We start from the raw sequence: 17,812 nt of genomic DNA, 5'->3' as shown, positions 1-17,812 counted from the left end.
CACCGGACGGCGCCTCCGGACCCGGCGCCACCGTCCGCGCCGCCCGCGGCCGGGGTACCGCCGGCGACCGCTCCGCCTCCGGCCGTGGTTCCGCCGCCTGCCGTGCCGCCACCGCCCGCGGTCGTTCCGCCGCCGGCCGGGGCACCCGGCGTGCCCGTGCCGGGCGCTGTGGTGCCGCCGGTGGTCGTGCCGCCCGCGGGGAGGCCGGGCGTGGTCCCCGGGGCCGTCACGGTGTCGCCGCTGCCCGGCAGGGTGCCGGTGACGCCGCCGGTCGACGGCGTGGTCGCGCCGCCGGGGGCGGTCGGGGTGCCCGCGACGGGGTCGGCCGTCCCAGGGGCCGTCGGGGTTCCGGGGTTCGACGGTGTGCCGGGGACCGACGGGCCGGGCCCGGCGATCGGGCCGCCGGTGCCGGGCCCGGGATCGGACGGCGTGCCGGGGAACGGGAGGGGGTTCACGAACCGCGCGGGATCGGCATAGCCGGTCAGGGTGTTCCGCGGCGTGCGGCAGTTCCCCGCCCGGTTCACCGCGGCGGGGGCGCCACGCTCGCCGCCCGACAGCGTCGACCCGCCCGCCGCGGCGACGCGGGCGGGCTCGGGGGTGTTCACGAACAACTGGTAGGCGTTGGTCACCGCGCCCGCGATCCGGCGGCCGCTCAGCGCGGGATCGATTTCCCGGAACAGGGTTTCGTAGTGCGCGGCCATGGCGTCGGCGCTCATGTCGAGCAGCGGGGCGTCCGAGGGCGCGGCGAGCGCGGGCAGGTGGTCGAGCACGGGCTGCAGCGCGGGATCGAACGGGTTGCCGAACACCGTCATCGCCGACATGGCCAGCGCCGACACGACGGCGGCGCTGGAGAAGACCGCCACGTGCGGTGCGGTGCCGCCGCCCTCGCGCACCGGGGCGAAGGTGCGGGCCGCGAGGCACGCGGCGCCCGCCGCGACGACCTGGCCGGGGTCCGCCGAGGTGACCACGGGGGCACCGAGTTCGGCGATGGTCCGCGCGACCTCGGGCGCCCGGGAGGCGCCGCCGACGAGCAGGACGTGGGAGATGTCGGCCATGCGCAGGCCCGCCGAGGCGACGCAGCGGCCGATGAGCGGGAACGAATCGCGGATGTGCTCGGCGCGCAGGGCGTCGGTGTTGACCATCGAGGTCAGTGTCTGGGTGGCGCGCCCGCCCGCCCGGTCGGCGTACCGGGCGACCATGGCGCCCAGCGGCTTTCCACCGAAGTCGCGCGACCGCACGGGGGTGCCGACCATCGGGTGGTGCGGCCAGTCCGGTCCGACGCGCACCACGGTGAGGTCGAGCGTGGTCGCGCCCAGGTCGTAGACGAGGACGAATCCCGGTGCCAGCGGACCCTTCTCGACCTCGAGCCATTCGGTGGCCGCCACCGGCTCGGGCGCGAGCAGCACCTGGCCGACGCCGGCCAGGTGTAGCGCCTGGCCCAGGTGCTCGACCTGCTTGGCGGTGTACACGGCCGGGTAGGCCAGCACCGCGCCCTCGGCCGGCTCGGCCAGCTCGAGCAGGCCGGTCACCACGGCGGCGACGAGCGTCGTCGGCGCGTGGAACCGGCCGTTGATCACGATCGGCTCGGGATCCGCGCTGAGATCGGCGAAATCCGTGACAGCGGAGGCGAATTCGTTGATCGCCCCGATGCGGGGGCGGCCCGCCTCGTCGAAGGTGAGTGCGGTGCGCCGCGTGCGCACCACCGGCTTGGCCGGATCGTCGGCAACCGCCGCCGACAGCGAATTGACCGCACCGATACTGAAGCCCAGACCTCTGGTCATTGTGTTTGCTATCCCGTCAACGCACCGTGACCACGTCCAGCACGCGAGCGCACCATGTGGCCGCGGTCGTCTTCCAAACAGCAGTCGACAGATTAACCGGAGCAATGCCGGATCGCCGCCGGATTGATACGGAATTTCGCGAACAGTTCGGCCATTAGGGGATTCTCGCAGGTAGGCGGCCCGCGGGTCAGTCGTCCAGTCCCCTGAATCCGTCGAATTCGACTGAAAGAAGCGGGATTACAGCTACTTCGGGGTAACCAAATGATAGGAAGGCCATTTGCCGCTCGAAGGTACAGGCGTCATCGCCGACAACAAACCTACCGTCTGGTAACCGATCATTTGCTCAACGAAAGGTCTCGCCATTCGGTGGAATTCTTTCCGGTAAAACCAGTACAGCGGACCCCTCGATGACGCGTCAATGCGACGGCCGATACCCGCCAGCAACCTTGTGGCAGCGGCGGTTGACTCGTCATGTGCCCGGCGGTCGAACCGGGCGCCGAAAGTTCCAGTGAGCGAAGGAGTTCCATTCATGTCGCAGCGCTTCACCGACCGGGTCGTGCTCGTCACCGGCGCCAGCTCGGGCATCGGCCGGGCCGTCGCCGAGCGGGTCGCCGACGAGGGGGCCGCGGTCGCGCTCGGCGCGCGCGGCGCGGAAGCAGGCGAGGCGGTCGCCGCGGGTATCCGCGATCGCGGCGGACGCGCGGTGTTCGTGCCGACCGACGTCACCGTCGACGCCGACGTCGCGCGGCTCACCGCCGCCGCACTCGACGAATTCGGCCGCCTGGACGCCGCTTTCAACAACGCGGGGGCGGTCACCGCCTTCGGCGACCTGCCGACGATCGGCACCGACGCCTGGCGGGCCGAACTCGATCTCAACCTGACCGGTGTGTTCCACGGTCTGCGCCATCAGATTCCGGCGCTGCGGGCGGGCGGCGGGGGCGCGATCCTCAACAACGCCTCCAACCTCGGGGTGGTCGGCATGGCCGAGGTGGCGCCCTATGTCGCCGCCAAGCACGGCGTGGTCGGGCTGACCAGGGCCGCCGCGCTGGAGACCGCCGCGTCGGGTGTCCGGGTCAACGCCCTGGTCTCGGGGGCCGTCGACACGCCCGCGTTCCGCGCGTCCATGGGCGCCACCCCGGAGGGTGAGGCCGCCGTGACGGCCCTGCATCCGCTGGGCCGCATCGCCGCGCCCGGCGAGATCGCGGCGCTGTGCGCGTTCCTGCTCAGCGACGAGGCCAGCTTCGTGACCGGCGCGGCCGTCACCGCCGACGGCGGCTTCACGGCCCGCTGAGCGGCGACGAACGAGGCCCGTGCCGTCCGGACGGACGACACGGGCCTCGAGTCGTGTGGCTCAGCCGCGCGAGAGCAGGCGCTTGAACGGGCCCTCGTGCGGGACGACCGCGCCCGCGGCGCGCACGCCGGGCCTGCGCGCGTGGACCAATCGATCGAATTCGGCGGCGCCCCGCGCGGGAGCCCGCAGCACACCGGCGTTGAAGTCGTCGGCCAGCTGCTGCACCGTCTCCTGCGCGCAGGACTTGTTGGTGCCGATGAACCCGGTCGGGCCGCGCTTGATCCAGCCGGTCACGTACGTGCCCGCGAAGACCTCGCCGCCCGGCGCGGTCAGCACCCGGCCGCGATCGTTCGGGATCACCGCGCGGGCGTCGTCGAACGGCAGATCGGCGGTCGGCAGGCCGCGGTAACCGACCGAGGTCAGCACCACGCCGGCCTCGAGCAGCTCGGTGTCGCCGGTCGGCACGGCCGCGCTGCGGCCCTGCTCGTCGGTGACCAGCTCGTTGCGCTCGACCCGCACGCCGGTGACCTTGTCGCCGCCGAGGATCTCCACCGGCGAGCTCAGGTACCGGAACACGATGCGCTTGCGCTCGCCGAACGGGCGGGCGGCGACCTGGTGCAGCAGCCGCAGCTTCTGCTCGACCTTGAACGGCAGGTCCGGGGTGATCTCGGGCAGCTCGCCCTCGATCGCGATGTCGATGTCGGCGGCCAGCAGGCCGACGAACTCCGGCACGGTGAACGCCGACTCGGCGGGGCCGCGACGGCCCAGCACCACGACCTCCTCGACCTTGCTCTCCCGCAGCGCCTTCAGCGCGTAGGGCGCGATGTCGGTGCCGGCCAGGGTCTCCGGGTCGACGGTCAGGATGCGCGCGACGTCGAGGGCGACATTGCCGTTGCCGACGATGACGATCCGCTTCTGCGACAGATCGAAGGTGTCGCCCGCGTGGTCGGGATGGCCGTTGTACCAGGCGACGAAGTCGGTGGCCGACACGTTGCCGGGCAGGCCCTCACCGGGTATGTCCAGCTTGCGGTCCGCCGAGGCGCCGACCGCGTAGATCACCGCGTGGAAGTGCTCGAGCAGCTCGGCGTGGCTGATGTGCGTGCCGATCTCCACACCGAGGTAGGAGCCGAAATCGTCCTGACGCGAGATCACGTCGAACAGGTCTGCCACCTTGCGGGTGCGGCCGTGGTCGGGGGCGACGCCGAGGCGGGCGAGGCCGTAGGGCTCGGTGAGCCGGTCGAACACGGTCACCGACACGTCGGGCTGGGTCAGCAGCTCGTCGGCGGCGTACATCGCCGAGGGTCCCGAGCCGACGATCGCCACCCGCAGCGCCGAACGCTGCGCGGTGTCGATCGCGGCCGCGGGTACCGGCTTGGCCAGCGTCGGGCGCGGGCGCTCGACGCGGTAGAAGTCGGCGTTGATCTCGATGAACGGCTTCTGCGTGTCCGTCAGCTTCTTGGACGAGACGATCGCGTCGACCGGGCACGCGGTGGCGCAGGCGCCGCAGTCCACGCACGCGCCGGGATCGACGTAGAGCATCTCCGCGGTCAGGAAGTCCGGCTCATCCGGGGTCGGATGGATGCAGTTCACCGGGCATGCGTACACACACGAGGCGTCACTACAGCAGGACTGGGTAACAACGTATGGCATCTGGCTATCGTCTCAGGTCACGCGACGTTCTTGGCGGAGCGCTTGGGCTCCGAACGGTAGCGGCTGGACGGACCATCGATGCCGAGCAGCTTCCAGACCCGCTTGGCGACCGGGTTCATCAGGCCGATCTCCTCGGCCAGGGCGCGCACGTCGATGTAGTAGTCGGCGAAGACCTTCTTGGCCTCCTTGGAGCCGTAGAACAGCTCCTTCTTGACTTCCTTCGGCATGTCGAACTGCTCGAAGAACGACTTCGGCGGGGTCGCGATGGCGCGGCCGAGGATGAACATGATGATCGGCATCATGATCGACAGCACGGCCTTGTTGACCGCGGGCTGGGCCGGCACGTTCTTCTTGAGGAACTCGTGCGCGAAGGAGATGTGGCGGGCCTCCTCGGCGACGTGGATCGCCATGACGCCGCGCATGATCGGGTGGATCTCCTCGCCCGAGCGCAGGATGTCCTTCTGGATGTGGTCGATCGGCTCCTCGCCGGCGAGCACGGCCATGAAGAAGAAGTTCGGGAACAGCGAGCCGACCGGCGAGGCCAGGTGGCGCAGCTGACGGACCAGCGGGCCCATGCCGGGGACGTCCGCGACCCGGTTCACCATCTCCTGGAACATCAGGGTGTGGTTGTGCTCTTCGATCATCTCGTGCGAGCAGTACCGGTACTCGGGATCGTTGTTCGGCAAGTTGAAGATGTGCTGCATCATGCCGACGATCAGGATGGACTCGAACTGCAGACCGACCTTGGCGACGTTGGCCTGACGGACCTTGCCCATCTGGATCTGCACGTCCTTGGGGAGCGACTGGTACCAGGGGTGGCGGCCGATCGGGTCGGCCGAGGTCACCAGGATCCAGCGCTCGGGCTTGCAGTCCGGGTCGAAGTCCGGGTTGTCCCAGTCGATGTCCTCGAAGGGATCGAAGTGCCGGTCGACCGAAGCCTCGGACAGCAGCAGCAACTTCTCGGCGTACGCCTGTGCCTCGGCGACAACAGGATCGACGTCAGGGGTGGTGGGCGCAGACATCGTCGTCACTGCCTCTCCTCTTGGGACGTTTACTGTTTCCAATAGTTACACCTACGAGCTGTCACGTCAACTCTGCCCGCGACCCAATTTCGCCGTCCCCGCGGAGACGAAAGCGCAGGCCAGAAAGCTACTCGCCAGTAAAAACAGCTCTACCTGTGACGCAGCGTCCTACACACCCGTAGGTACGCTCCGTCCGATCAGGGCCGATCCGGCGGAATGTTCGCGTTGTGACACAGGACGTTGTCCGGATCCCAGACGGTCTTGATCGCCCGCAGCCGCGCGTAGCGGTCGCCGTAGCTGTCGGCTACCCGCGCGGGATCGGCGTCGGCCAGGAAATTGACGTAGCTCGCGTCGTCCCGGGCGAACGGCCGCAGGTCCGCCCAGAACGCCCGCACCCAGTCCCGCTCGGCGGGGTAGGCGGCCGGATCGGGGCAGCACGCGGAGATGTTGACCATCATCCCCGGCGCCCGGGAGCCGCCGAAGGCGGTGTCGGCGTCGGCGGGCTCGCAGAACCGCCCGCACAGCGGCATGACCGGCATGACCGACAGCGGGGACGACCGACGCGGATAGTGCCGGGTCATCACCTGCGCCACCGTGTCGTCGATGGCGTCCAGATACAACGACTTCTCGTACGACGGCAGGCCCCACGGCGCCACGGGGTCGAACATCTGCTGCAACGCCACGTACGGCATCTCGGCGACCATCTCCCAGCCGGGCGCCGGGGTGGCCGCCCGCAACGGGACGAGGGCCGCGGCCAGGTCGGCCGCGGTCCGGTCGCCGAGCACGCCGACCGCGAAACCGGGACGGCCCTGCAGGCCCGGCGGGACGAAGGGCGCGGGCGGGCCGCTGATGGCGTTGATCGTGCCGCAGTGCCGGTCCGGCAACGCGGGCAGCACCGCCTGGGCCGCGGTCAGCGCGGCGACCCCGTCGGCGGGCGGCCACCACAGCAGCGCGACCTGCACCAGCGGCGCGAAGGCGTGCAGCGCGAACTCGAAGGCGGTGACGACCCCGAAATTGCCGCCTCCCCCACGCAGGGCCCAGAACAGGTCGGGGTTCTCGGTCGCCGAGGCCGTGACCACCCGCCCGTCGGCGGTCACCACCTCCGCGGCGCGCAGGTTGTCGATGGTCATCCCGAACAGCGGGGTCAGCCAGCCGAACCCGCCGCCGAGGGTGAGTCCGCCGACCCCCGTGTCGCTGATGAATCCGCCGGTACAGACCAGCCCGTGGGCGGTGGTCGCGGCGTCGAAGGCCGCCCAGGTGGCGCCGCCGCCGCAGCGGGCCCGCGCCGCGTCCGGGTCGACCGTGACGCCGGCGAGCCGGCTGAGGTCCAGCTCGGCCGCGCCGTCGGCGACCGCGTGACCGGCGTAGTTGTGCCCGCCGCCGCGGACCGTGAAGTCGATGCCCTCCGCGCGGAACAGCGCGACCGCTTCGGCCACCTGCCCGGTGTCCGCGGGACGGACCACCGCGGCGGGCCTGCGATCGATCGCGCCGTTCCATACCGAACGGGCCTGGTCGTAGCCGGGGTCGTCCGGCCCGATCACCTGCGCGCCGAGCGCGCCCTGCAACAGATCAACACTGACGAAACCGGTAGACATGACGTCTTCCTCCGGAGTCGGGCCGTGGCCCGTGTGCCCTGTGGATGTCCCCGACCGTCGATCGACGGGGCACCGGCGCACTCGTGCGTCACGCGTCCTCGCCCGGCTCCGGTGCGCGCACCGGAGAACTCACCGGATCATCTTCCCACTCGCGGGGCCGCCGCGACAGGGCCGATCAGCTCTGCGGCAGCTCCGGGATCCGGGTGGCGCGGGCGTAGACCGTCTCGCCCTCCGACAGCCGCAGCGCCTCGGCGTCACCGCGGGTGACCTGCGCGGCGAAGTGGTCGCCGGTGGCCTCGTTGCGCAGCTCGACGCGGACCTCGAAGCCGAGTCGCACGACCCGCTCCACGGTCGCCCGGGTGACCCCGGCCGATTCGGCGGTGCCCTCGTGCTCGGCCAGCGCCATGCTCGGATCCCGACCGACGCGGATGTCGTGCGGGCGGACCAGGTGCCCGTTGAGCCGCGCCACCGCCCCGAGGAAGGACATGACGAACTCGTTGGCCGGGCGGTCGTAGACGTCGGCGGGGGTGCCGACCTGCTCGATCCGGCCCGCGTTCATCACCGCGATCCGGTCCGCGACGTCGAGGGCCTCCTCCTGGTCGTGGGTGACCAGCACGGTGGTCACGTGGACCTCCTCGTGCAGCCGGCGCAGCCAGGTGCGCAGGTCCGCGCGGACCTTGGCGTCGAGGGCGCCGAAGGGCTCGTCGAGCAGCAGCACCTGCGGGTCGACCGCGAGCGCGCGGGCCAGGGCCATGCGCTGGCGCTGGCCGCCGGACAGCTGGGCCGGGTAGCGGTGCTGGAAACCGTCGAGGCCGACGATGCCGAGCAGCTCGTCGACCCGCTTGTCGATCTCCCGCTTGGGCCGCTTGCGGATGGTCAGGCCGAAGGCGACGTTGTCGCGTACGGTCATGTGCTTGAACGCGGCGTAGTGCTGGAACACGAAACCGATGTCGCGCTTCTGCGGCGCCACCCCGGTGACGTCCTTGCCCGCGATCGTGACGATGCCCGAGTCCAGGGTCTCCAGCCCGGCGATGGACCGCAGCAGGGTGGACTTGCCCGAGCCGGAGGGACCGAGCAGGGCGGTCAGCTCGCCGGAGGGGATCTCGATGCTGACATCGTCGAGGGCGGCGAAGGAACCGTAGTTCTTGCGCGCGTTGGTCACGGTGATCATCGGTCGCTCCGCTTGCGGTCGAGGAGTGTCATCAGGAGAAGGGTCACCAGCGCGATGGCCATCAGCAGGGTGGCCGCGCAGTAGGCGCCGAAGGTGTTGTGGTCGTTGATGTAGCGACCGTGCACCAGCAGGGTCAGCGTCTGGGACTTGCCCGGCAGCGCGGTCGAGACCATGATCACCGCGCCGAACTCGCCGAGCGCGCGCGCCACCGTGAGCACGATGCCGTAGGTCAGGCCCCAGCGGATCGCGGGGAGGGTGATCCGCCAGAAGGTCTGCCACCGGTTCGCGCCGAGGGTGGCCGCCGCCTGCTCCTGATCGTCGCCGATCTCGTGCAGGACCGGCTCGACCTCACGCACCACGAACGGCAGCGTGACGAACAGGGTCGCGATGACCATGCCGGGCAGGCTGAAGATCACCTTGAAGCCGGTGTTCTCGATCGCGCCGAACCAGCCGCCCGCGCCCCACAGCAGGATCAGCGAGACGCCGACCACGACGGGCGACACCGCGAAGGGCAGGTCGACGATGCCCTGCACCAGGTTGCGGCCGGGGAAGTTGCTGCGGACCAGCGCGAGCGCGGTGATGACGCCGAAGATCACGTTCAGCGGCACCACGATGACCACGATCAGCATCGACAACTGGAACGCCGAGATCGCCGCGGGCGTGGTGATCGAGTCGATGAACGCCCCGATCCCGCGCTCGAAGGTGCGCCACAGGATGATGATCAGCGGCAGCACCAGCAGGATGAACAGATAGGCCAGCGCCACGGTCCGCAGCGAGAGCCGGGTCAACAGCGACAGTTTCATCGGGCGGCCTGTTCCTTCCGCGCCGACCGCTCGGCCAGCAACCGCAGCACCAGCAGGCTGGCGAAGGAGATGGCCAGCAGCGCCACCGACACCGCCGCCGCGTTCACCGGGCGGTCGACCTCGATCTGCTGCTGGATGTACTGGGAGGTCATCTGGGTCTCGCGCGGGATGTTGCCGCCGATGAGCACGACCGAACCGTACTCACCGATGGCGCGCGCGAAGGCGAGGCCGCCGCCGGAGATGATCGCCGGGGTCAGCGCGGGCAGCACGATGCGCCGGAAGGTGGTCCAGTTGCCCGCGCCCAGCGAGAGCGCGGCCTGCTCGACCTCCTTGTCGGTCTCGATGAGGACCGGCTGCACCGAACGCACGACGAACGGCAGCGTCACGAAGGCCAGCGCCACCACCAGACCGGGCTGGGTGGCGTTGAGGTGGATGTCGATCGGGCTGTTCGGGCCGTACAGCGACAGCAGCACGATCGAGGCGACGATCGTCGGCAGCGCGAACGGCAGGTCGATCAGCGCGTTGACCACGCTCTTGCCCGGGAACTCGTCGCGGACGAGCACCCAGGCGATCAGCGTGCCCATCACGACGTTGAGCACGGCCACGATGATGGAGACCAGCACCGTGATCCGCAGCGAGTCGAGCGCGGCGGGCGCGGTGATCGCGTCCCAGAAGCCCGACCAGCCGTCCTCGAAGGAGCTGACGGTCAGCGCCGCCAGCGGCAGCAGCACGATGATGCTGAGCCACAGCACCGCGGTGGCGATGCCGAGCGGGCCGACGGAGCCCGTCACCTTCAGCCACGACCACCTGGGGCCGCGATGCACCGGTGTGGAGGCTCGAGTCGAGTCGTCGGAACCGCCGGGCTCGGGGGCGAGCCCGAGCCCGGGAGTTCTTCCACTGTCAGTCACGATTGTCCAGTATCGCGTGTGTGCTGGGTCACCTGGTTACTTGGTTGCCTTGTCGTAGATCACCGCGACCTTGCCGGTGCCCTGCGCGAACAGGTCCTTGTCCACGGCCTTCCAGCCGCCGAGGTCGGTGATGGTCCACAGCTTGGCCGGCTGCGGGAAGTCCTTGGCGAACGCGGCGGCGACCTTCGGGTCGACCGGGCGGAAGCCCGCCTGGGCCCACGCGGTCTGGCCGGCCTCGGTGTACTGGAAGTCGCGGAAGGCGGTGGCCTTGTCCAGGGTCTTGGAGTTCTTCAGCACCGCGATCGGGTTCTCGATCTTGAAGGTGGTCGGCGGGTTGATGTGCTCGACCGGGTCGCCGTTGCGCTCGGAGAAGATGGCCTCGTTCTCGTAGCTCAGCAGCACGTCGCCGGTGCCCTGCAGGAAGGTCTCGGTGGCCTCGCGGCCCGACTTCGGCTGCACCTTCACGTGTTCGGGCGAGATCAGCTGCGACAGGTAGTCCAGACCCGCCTGCTGGTTCTTGCCGCCGTCGCTCTTGGCGGCGTAGGGGGCCAGCAGGTTCCACTTGGCCGAGCCCGAGGAGAACGGGTTCGGGGTCACGACCTCGACACCGGGCTTGATCAGGTCGTCCCAGTCCTTGATGTTCTTCGGGTTGCCCTTGCGCACGACCAGGGTCACCACCGAGCCGAAGGGAATGCCCTTGTTGGCGTCGGCATTCCAGCTCGCGTCCACCAGGCCGGCGTCGACCAGGCGCGTGATGTCGGGTTCGACGGAGAAGTTCACCACGTCGGCCTCGGCGCCGTCCTTGACCTTGCGGGACTGGTCGCCCGAGGCGCCGTAGGAGGCCTGGACCTTCACGCCCTTGCCCGCCTCGGTCTTGTTGAAGGCCGGGACGACCTTGTCGAAGCCGGGCTTGGGCACCGCGTAGGCGTACAGGTTGAGCGTGCCGCCGCTGCCGTCGGCGACCGCGGCACCACCGTCGGTCGAATCGCTGGCTCCGCCGCCGCAGGCGGTCAGGGCTACCGTCGCGATGGCGGTGAGCGCGACCGCGGCGGCGCGGCGACGCGAGGTGAGCCAGGTGTTACGGGACATCGGGTGAACCTTTCGGTGAAAACAACCCGCCGCCAAGAATTCTGGGGATACGGCGGGGAGCTACGAGGTCTGAGCGGTGTAGCCTGCCGTACAACAGAGCACGGCAGTCGGCGCGACTCGGGCTGACAAGCCCCCGGAGTGACGGACTTCGACTGCGAAAGGGTAAGCGCGCGCCAGTCTACTGGGCAGGGACGCGCAGACGAGTCCGGTTGCCGCTCATCGACAGAGAATGTCGGCGACCGCGAGATTGCCGACAGCGATCAACGCCAGTTCATGGCGGACCTGCGGGACGGCACTCGAAGACACGTGCAAACTGTAACAGAGCACCAACCGCGGTTCGAATCGAAGCGAGCCCAAACCCATGGGGGGAACAGCATGACCTTGACGCCCGACCGTGTCCGCACCCGGTTTCCGGAGATCAGCACCCGCGCGTGGGAGCATCCGGCCGACCGCACCGCCCTGGTGGCGCTGCGCTCGCTGACCGGTTTCGACACGGTCCTGCGGACGCTGTCGGGGTTGCTGCGCGAACGCCAGCACCGGCTGCTCTACCTGGCCACCGCCGTCCGGGTCGACGAGCACCAGTTCGCCACCCTGCACCGGCTGCGCGCCGACTGCGTCGAGATCCTCGACGCGCCGACGACGCCGGAGATGTTCGTGATGCAGGATCCGCACGTCAACGCGTTCACCATCGGCATGGACCGCCCGTTCATCGTGCTCACCACGGGCCTGGTGGAGCTGATGGACACCGAGGAGCTGCGCTTCGTCATCGGCCACGAGCTCGGGCACACCCTGTCCGGGCACGCCGTCTACCGCACCATGCTCATGCACCTGATGCGGCTGTCGGCCTCGCTGGGGTGGATGCCGGTGGGCGGGTGGGCGGTGCGCGCCATCGTCGCCGCGCTCATGGAGTGGAGCCGCAAGTCCGAGCTGTCCGGCGACCGCGCGGGGCTGCTGTGCGGTCAGGACGTGGACGCCTCGGTGCGCGTGCACATGAAGACCGCGGGCGGCGCGTGGCTGCGGGAGATGAACCTCACCGCGTTCCTCGCCCAGGCCGACGACTACCGCACGGCGGGTGACCTGCGCGACGGCGTGCTCAAGCTGCTGAACCTCGAACTGCAGTCGCACCCGTTCTCGGTGCTGCGCGCGGCCGAGCTGCGACGCTGGATCGAATCCGGGGAGTACGACCGCCTCCGCGGCGGCGCCTACCCGCGCCGCGAGCACGACGGCAACGCCCGCATCGGCGACGAGATCCGCAGCGCGGCCCGGTCCTACCGGGAGAGCTTCGAGATGTCCGACGACGCGCTGTTCCGCACGGTCCGCAACCTCGGCAAGGATGTCGGTGAGGCGGTGAGCACCGTCGGCCAGGAGGTCGGCCAGACCGTCGCCGACCTCGGCAAGCGGATCAGCGACTGGCGCCGGTCCTAGCCGGGTCAGCGGGTGAACAGCCAGGCGAGCACGACGAGGACGAGCAGGGCGATCAGGGCCAGCTGGACCCGGGAACGCGGCATCAGTGGGCTCCGCTCTGCACGGTCTCGCGCGCGGTGGTGACGTCGGGCTGGGCGGCGGTCGCGGCGACGGGCTCGTCGTCGCGGCCGAGCAGGTGGAAGATCGCCCGCAGCGCCCGGTCGAGGCCGAAGGCCAGCGCGAAGCTGACCGGCACCATGCCGATCAGGACGACGAGGAACTGCGGGATGAACGGCAGTCCGGCCACCCACAGCTCGAAGCCGTCCCACCAGCCGGCGATGTGTTCCACCCCGTCAGCCTAACCCCGCGACCGCCGGGTCGCCGCGAGCGGGGTTCTGGACGAACGCGGGCCCGCCCCCCGATGATGGGGTATGGCGTCCAGCGAGGATCGACCCAACCCCGGTGACAACCTGCCCGTCCTGAGCCCGGTGTCCAGCAGCGGCCGCCGTGGCGCGTTCCCGCCCATCGACGACTACGCGTTCCTCTCCGACTGCGAGACCAGCTGCCTGGTCGCCAGCAGCGGGGCGGTGGAGTGGATGTGCCTGCCCCGCCCGGACTCCCCCAGCGTCTTCGGCGCGGTCCTCGACCGCAGCGCCGGGCACTTCCGGATCGGCCCGTACGGCGTCAGCGTGCCCGCGGCCCGCCGGTACCTGCCCGGCGGGATGATCCTGGAGACCACCTGGCAGACCGAGACGGGCTGGCTCATCGTGCGCGACGCGCTGGTGCTCGGCCCGTGGCACAACAACACCCAGCGGTCCAAGACCCACCGGCGCACCCCCATGGATTGGGACGCCGAGCACATGCTGCTGCGCACCGTGAAGTGCGTGAGCGGCACCGTGGAGCTGGAGATGAGCTGCGAGCCGTCCTTCGACTACCACCAGGCGGGCGCACGCTGGGAGTACACAGGCAAGGTCTACGAGCAGGCCACCGCGTTCGCCACGACCGAGCCGGAGAGCAACCCGGTGCTGGTGCTGACCACCGACCTGCGGCTGGGCCTGGAGGGCCGCGAGGCGCGGGCCCGCACCCGGATGGCCGAGGGCGAGTCGGTGTTCGTGGCGCTGACCTGGTCGGAGCTGCCCGCCCCCACCACCTTCGACGAGGCGGCGCAGAAGATGTGGTCGACCGCCGAGTGCTGGCGGCGCTGGATCACCCTCGGCGACTTCCCCGATCACCCGTGGCGCAGCTATCTGCAGCGCAGCGCGCTCACACTCAAGGGGCTCACCTACGCCCCCACCGGCGCGCTGCTGGCGGCCTCGACCACCTCCCTGCCGGAAACCCCCGGCGGACAGCGGAACTGGGACTACCGCTACACCTGGGTGCGCGACTCCAGCTTCGCCCTGTGGGGCCTGTACACCCTCGGCCTCGACCGCGAGGCCGACGACTTCTTCGCCTTCCTCAACGACGTCACCACGGGCGACAACGGTGACGCGCTCCCGCTGCAGGTGCTCTACGGCATCGGCGGGGAACGGCGGATCACCGAACGGGAACTGCCCAACCTCTACGGCTACGACGGCGCGGTCCCGGTCCGCATCGGCAACGCCGCCTACAACCAGGACCAGCACGACATCTGGGGCACCATGCTCGACGCGGTGTACCTGCACGTGAAGTCCCGCGGGCAGGTGCCGGAGTCGCTGTGGCCGCTGCTCGAGCGCACGGTCCAGGCCGCGATCACCAACTGGCGCAGGCCCGACCGCGGGATCTGGGAGGTGCGCGGGGAACCACAGCACTTCACCGCCTCGAAGGTGATGTGCTGGGTGGCCCTGGATCGCGGGTCCCGGCTCGCGCTCATGCACGGCCAGCGCGCCCGGGCCGCGGAGTGGGCCGAGATCGCCGAGCAGATCCGCGTCGACGTCCTCGAACACGGCGTGGACGAGCAGGGCGTGTTCACCCAGGTCTACGGCGGGCACACCCTCGACGCCTCGCTGCTGCTGGTGGTGCTGACCCGGTTCCTGCCGCCGGACGACCCGCGGGTCGTGGCCACGGTCCTGGCGATCGCCGACCGGCTCACGGTGGACGGCCTCGTGCTGCGCTACGACACCGACACCACCGACGACGGCCTCACCGGCGAGGAGGGCACCTTCACCATCTGCTCGTTCTGGCTGGTCTCGGCGCTGGTGGAGATCGGCGAGCTGGCGCGCGCCACGCACCTGTGCGAGCGGCTGCTCGGGCTGGCCAGCCCGCTGCGGCTCTACGCCGAGGAGATCGATTCACGCACCGGCAGGCACCTGGGGAACTTCCCGCAGGCGTTCACCCACCTGGCGCTGATCAACGCGGTCACCCACGTCATCCGGGCCGAGGATTCGCGCGCGGCCGGGCAGTTCCAGCCCGCGCACACGCCCACCCATCACTGACCGCGGTAGGCCAGCCGCTGCGCGCGTTCGGCGATACCGGCCAGCGTCCGCAGGCCGGCGTCGAGTTCGGCGAGCCGGGACTCGCGGCGGTCGCCGTAACGCAGCCCCGCCTCCTCGGCCGCGCGCAGCGCCTCCTCGGCGGTGCGCGAGACCTCCTCGGCGATCTCGGTGTAGTGGTCGCGCAGCGCGATCTGCATGCCGCGCAGCCGGTTCCGCGACTCCTTGCCGACCTGGAAGATCACGTCGTCGGCCAGCCGGGCCACGGCGACCTTGGCCTCGGCCTGCCTGCGCTGCCTGCGGTTGCGCCGGTCGTCCCACAGCGCGTTGACGCCGAGCAGCACGCCCGCGCCCGCGGAGTACCAGTTCACCAGGGACATACCGAGCAGGCTGGTGGCGAGGCCGACCATGAGGATGCCGCCGTAGGAGCCGCGCAGACCCGACAGGACCTGCTGGGTGACACCGGCTTTCGCGCTCGCCAGCGGCTCGAGCGGCTGGACGGGGTCGAGCACGTCGGCCGGGTCGGCCAGGCGCAGGTCGGTGGCGGGCGGGGTGCGGCGGTCGGGCGGGAACTTCGCGGCGACCTGTTCGGCGAGTTCGGCGGCGCGGTAGTGCGCCATCACGAAGTTCTCCTCGACCGCCTCGCAGATCCGCGCGTCCAGGTCGGCGGCGAACTCGCGCCAGTTGCGGGCGGGATCGACCCGCGCGATCTCGGCCTCGGCCTCGCGGACCAGGGTGCGCAGCCGGTGCCGCAGATCGTGTTCGATGTCGGCGCCGAGTTCGGCGCTGCCGTCCATCAGCGTGATCTGCCAGCTGGCGGTGCGCTTGCGCAGCCGCTCGGCCTCGGTGCGGGCCGTGGTCAGCGAACGGGTCACGGCCATGCGCTGATTGGGGTCGCGCAGGGCCTGCGCCTCGGCGCGCAACGTGGTGGTCAGCTGCTCGGTGACCAGGGTGATGTCGCCAACCGCGGCGGTCGCGGCGACCGAATCGGCCCGCGCGACGACGTAGTCCTGCACGTGGCCGATGAGCTGGGGCACACCGGATTCCAGGTCGCGCTGCCGGTCGCCGCGCCTGCCTGCCTGCTCGTGCAGGACCGCCGACACGGGCGCGACGGCGAAGCTCAGGCCCGCGGCGTCGAGGAGTTCGCGGTTGCGCTGCTGGGTGGCCGCCCAATGCGGGTGACGGTCGATCTTGGTGAGCACGCAGATCACCGTGGGACAGATCTGCTCGACCCGGCGCAGGTAGTCGATCTGGGCCGGGCTCATCTCGGCGGCGGCGTCGGTGGCGTAGAGGACGACGTCGGCGGCGGCGATCATCGACCAGGCCGCCGCGTCGTGCACGGCGGTGCCCGGCGCGTCCATGAGGACGAGACCGTCGGCCAGGAGCGCGCTCGGTTCGGCGAACTCGGCCCGCACCACGCCCCGCGCGGCCAGGGCCGGGCCGGGATTGTGCGGATCGACGGACTGGCGCTGGACGCCGCCGGGCCCGGCCGCGCGCACCAGCGTGGCGCTCGGCACCGGGCCGTACTCGACGATGACCGGCACGCTCGGTTCGCCGCCGGTCGCGCTGACCGGCACCCCGACCAGGCTGTTGACCAGCGTGCTCATCCCGGCCTGTGATTCGCCGACCACCACGAGCCGCACGCGCGGATCGGCGATCCGGGCCCGGACCATGCCGAGGCGGCTGTCGAGGTCGTCGCGGCCGCCCGCCCGGGTCAGGTCACGCAGTTCGTCGACGAGAGCGATGAGGGGTGCCATCACATCCGGATGCTTCACCGTCACGGGCTGCAGTCCGGTGGCAGCAGACAACGGCCTTCCTCACTCTCGTCGCGCCAGCACTGTCCAGTCCCTGTTACCCGGTCAGAAGGAGATGTAACCGTGGTGGTGGTCGGCGGCCATCGCCGTGGACAGGTCGTCGTCGGCCACGACGGGCAGGGGATGCTCGAACAGACCGGCCGACACGCCATGGTATCCGCTGTCGCCCGAACCGAGCTCGGCGGAGATGGCGTGCGGCTTCGGGTCGATCACCGGCGGCTTGATCGGCGCGACCGTCGTCGGCACGGTCACCGTCGGCGGCGGGGTCACGATCGTCGGCGGGTCGATGTCGACGGTCGCGGGCGGCTTGGCGGGCGCGGTCGGCTTGTCGATCGTGGGCTGCGAGACCGAGGGCTGGGTGGTCGGCACGCTCGGGGTGTCGATGTCGACGTCGGGCGTGGTCGGGCGGGTGCCCGCGCCGGTGGTCGGGGCCGTCCCGGTCCCGCCGTGGCCGGGCGTGGTCACGTCGGGGACGTCGACGGTCTTCGACGGCACCGGCGGCACCGGCGGCACGGTCACCGTCGGCTTGGTGGCCTCGGGCACCGTCGGCTTGGGCACGGTCGGCAACTTCACCGTCGTCGGCACGTCGATGTCGGCGCTCGGCGCCGTCGGTGTCCTGACCGGCACGGTCGGCACGGTGGACCCGCCGGGTCCGCCGGTGACGTCCGGGACCACGACCGGCTTCGTCGGCGCAGGCGGGGTGAACAGCGTCGGGACCACGGCGGCGGGCGCCGTCAGCGGCGAGACGCCGCCGTGCCCGGCGAAGACGTTGGCGATCGGGGTGCTCGCCGCGTCCGGCTGGATGGTGGTCTGCAGCGGCGTGGCCGCGACCGGGGACACCGCGGCCGGGGCGAGCGCCGCGGGCGCGACCGGCGC

14 protein-coding genes and 1 pseudogene are annotated in these 17,812 nt (G+C 70.9%); 3 read left to right on the top strand and 12 right to left on the bottom strand.

Annotated features, from left to right (window positions below):
- Window positions 1–1,781, bottom strand: a 1,781-nt coding sequence (locus ON36_RS32600; RefSeq protein WP_052313720.1) for an Hsp70 family protein, incomplete at its 3' end; no start/stop codon positions are given.
- A 529-nt stretch (window positions 1,782–2,310) separates the two neighbouring features.
- Between ON36_RS32600 and ON36_RS06965 the strand changes: the two genes are divergently transcribed.
- Window positions 2,311–3,072, top strand: coding sequence for an SDR family NAD(P)-dependent oxidoreductase (locus ON36_RS06965; RefSeq protein ID WP_043649186.1), 762 nt, complete (start codon window positions 2,311–2,313; stop codon window positions 3,070–3,072).
- A 60-nt stretch (window positions 3,073–3,132) separates the two neighbouring features.
- Here ON36_RS06965 and ON36_RS06960 read toward each other — a convergent pair whose 3' ends face one another.
- The 8 genes from ON36_RS06960 to ON36_RS36860 all read right to left on the bottom strand — a co-directional run bounded on the left by ON36_RS06960 (window position 3,133) and on the right by ON36_RS36860 (window position 11,616).
- Window positions 3,133–4,722, bottom strand: a complete 1,590-nt coding sequence (locus tag ON36_RS06960; RefSeq protein ID WP_043649183.1) for an FAD-dependent oxidoreductase — start codon at window positions 4,720–4,722, stop codon at window positions 3,133–3,135.
- Between the two features lie 17 nt (window positions 4,723–4,739).
- Complete coding sequence (locus tag ON36_RS06955) at window positions 4,740–5,744, bottom strand: AurF N-oxygenase family protein (RefSeq protein ID WP_043649180.1); 1,005 nt, start codon at window positions 5,742–5,744, stop codon at window positions 4,740–4,742.
- Window positions 5,745–5,941: 197 nt separating this feature from the next.
- A complete protein-coding gene (locus tag ON36_RS06950) occupies window positions 5,942–7,339 on the bottom strand; it encodes an FAD-binding oxidoreductase (RefSeq protein ID WP_043649177.1) in 1,398 nt (465 codons plus the stop codon).
- A 175-nt stretch (window positions 7,340–7,514) separates the two neighbouring features.
- Window positions 7,515–8,510 carry a sulfate/molybdate ABC transporter ATP-binding protein gene (locus tag ON36_RS06945; protein ID WP_043649175.1) on the bottom strand — a complete coding sequence of 332 codons (996 nt, stop codon included), beginning with the start codon at window positions 8,508–8,510 and terminating at the stop codon, window positions 7,515–7,517.
- The gene (cysW, locus tag ON36_RS06940) at window positions 8,507–9,313 is read right to left on the bottom strand and encodes a sulfate ABC transporter permease subunit CysW (protein WP_043649173.1); all 807 of its coding nucleotides are present in this window, start codon (window positions 9,311–9,313) and stop codon (window positions 8,507–8,509) included. The genes ON36_RS06945 and cysW overlap by 4 nt, the downstream gene beginning before the upstream one ends.
- Window positions 9,310–10,137 carry a sulfate ABC transporter permease subunit CysT gene (cysT, locus tag ON36_RS06935; protein ID WP_043649171.1) on the bottom strand — a complete coding sequence of 276 codons (828 nt, stop codon included), beginning with the start codon at window positions 10,135–10,137 and terminating at the stop codon, window positions 9,310–9,312. The genes cysW and cysT overlap by 4 nt, the downstream gene beginning before the upstream one ends.
- A gap of 120 nt (window positions 10,138–10,257) precedes the next feature.
- Entirely contained in the window at window positions 10,258–11,310 is a 1,053-nt protein-coding gene (locus ON36_RS06930; RefSeq protein WP_043649169.1) for a sulfate ABC transporter substrate-binding protein, read from the bottom strand.
- A 216-nt stretch (window positions 11,311–11,526) separates the two neighbouring features.
- Entirely contained in the window at window positions 11,527–11,616 is a 90-nt protein-coding gene (locus ON36_RS36860; RefSeq protein ID WP_309546086.1) for an Ms4533A family Cys-rich leader peptide, read from the bottom strand.
- Window positions 11,617–11,685: 69 nt separating this feature from the next.
- Here ON36_RS36860 and ON36_RS06925 point away from each other — a divergent pair, with 69 nt between their 5' ends.
- Complete coding sequence (locus ON36_RS06925; protein WP_043649168.1) at window positions 11,686–12,735, top strand: M48 family metallopeptidase; 1,050 nt, start codon at window positions 11,686–11,688, stop codon at window positions 12,733–12,735.
- Window positions 12,736–12,817: 82 nt separating this feature from the next.
- Here the strand turns inward: ON36_RS06925 and ON36_RS06920 are convergent, their stop codons facing one another.
- Window positions 12,818–13,063: a hypothetical protein gene (locus ON36_RS06920; protein WP_043649165.1), complete on the bottom strand. Its 246-nt coding sequence runs from the start codon at window positions 13,061–13,063 to the stop codon at window positions 12,818–12,820.
- A gap of 82 nt (window positions 13,064–13,145) precedes the next feature.
- Between ON36_RS06920 and ON36_RS06915 the strand changes: the two genes are divergently transcribed.
- Window positions 13,146–15,125: a glycoside hydrolase family 15 protein gene (locus tag ON36_RS06915; protein WP_043649162.1), complete on the top strand. Its 1,980-nt coding sequence runs from the start codon at window positions 13,146–13,148 to the stop codon at window positions 15,123–15,125.
- Here ON36_RS06915 and ON36_RS06910 read toward each other — a convergent pair.
- A complete protein-coding gene (locus ON36_RS06910; protein ID WP_245557959.1) occupies window positions 15,119–16,879 on the bottom strand; it encodes a P-loop NTPase family protein in 1,761 nt (586 codons plus the stop codon). The genes ON36_RS06915 and ON36_RS06910 overlap by 7 nt on opposite strands.
- 102 nt (window positions 16,880–16,981) lie before the next feature.
- Window positions 16,982–17,812 (bottom strand): annotated as a pseudogene (locus tag ON36_RS06905) (hypothetical protein); the annotation flags it as partial.

Origin of the sequence: Nocardia thailandica NBRC 100428, assembly GCF_000308795.1 — a bacterium.
Classification (GTDB): Bacteria; Actinomycetota; Actinomycetes; order Mycobacteriales; family Mycobacteriaceae; genus Nocardia; species Nocardia thailandica.
Note: the sequence above shows the minus strand (reverse complement) of the source record. Positions and strands in the feature narration are given on the sequence as shown.

Coding starts and splice junctions, on each gene's coding strand:
- ON36_RS06915 (WP_043649162.1), top strand. CDS start 13,146: ATGGCGTCCAGCGAGGATCGACCCAACCCCGGTGACAACCTGCCCGTC.
- ON36_RS06965 (WP_043649186.1), top strand. CDS start 2,311: ATGTCGCAGCGCTTCACCGACCGGGTCGTGCTCGTCACCGGCGCCAGC.
- ON36_RS06960 (WP_043649183.1), bottom strand. CDS start 4,722: ATGCCATACGTTGTTACCCAGTCCTGCTGTAGTGACGCCTCGTGTGTG.
- ON36_RS06925 (WP_043649168.1), top strand. CDS start 11,686: ATGACCTTGACGCCCGACCGTGTCCGCACCCGGTTTCCGGAGATCAGC.
- ON36_RS06930 (WP_043649169.1), bottom strand. CDS start 11,310: ATGTCCCGTAACACCTGGCTCACCTCGCGTCGCCGCGCCGCCGCGGTC.
- ON36_RS06910 (WP_245557959.1), bottom strand. CDS start 16,879: ATGGCACCCCTCATCGCTCTCGTCGACGAACTGCGTGACCTGACCCGG.
- cysW (WP_043649173.1), bottom strand. CDS start 9,313: ATGAAACTGTCGCTGTTGACCCGGCTCTCGCTGCGGACCGTGGCGCTG.
- ON36_RS06955 (WP_043649180.1), bottom strand. CDS start 5,744: ATGTCTGCGCCCACCACCCCTGACGTCGATCCTGTTGTCGCCGAGGCA.
- ON36_RS06950 (WP_043649177.1), bottom strand. CDS start 7,339: ATGTCTACCGGTTTCGTCAGTGTTGATCTGTTGCAGGGCGCGCTCGGC.
- ON36_RS06945 (WP_043649175.1), bottom strand. CDS start 8,510: ATGATCACCGTGACCAACGCGCGCAAGAACTACGGTTCCTTCGCCGCC.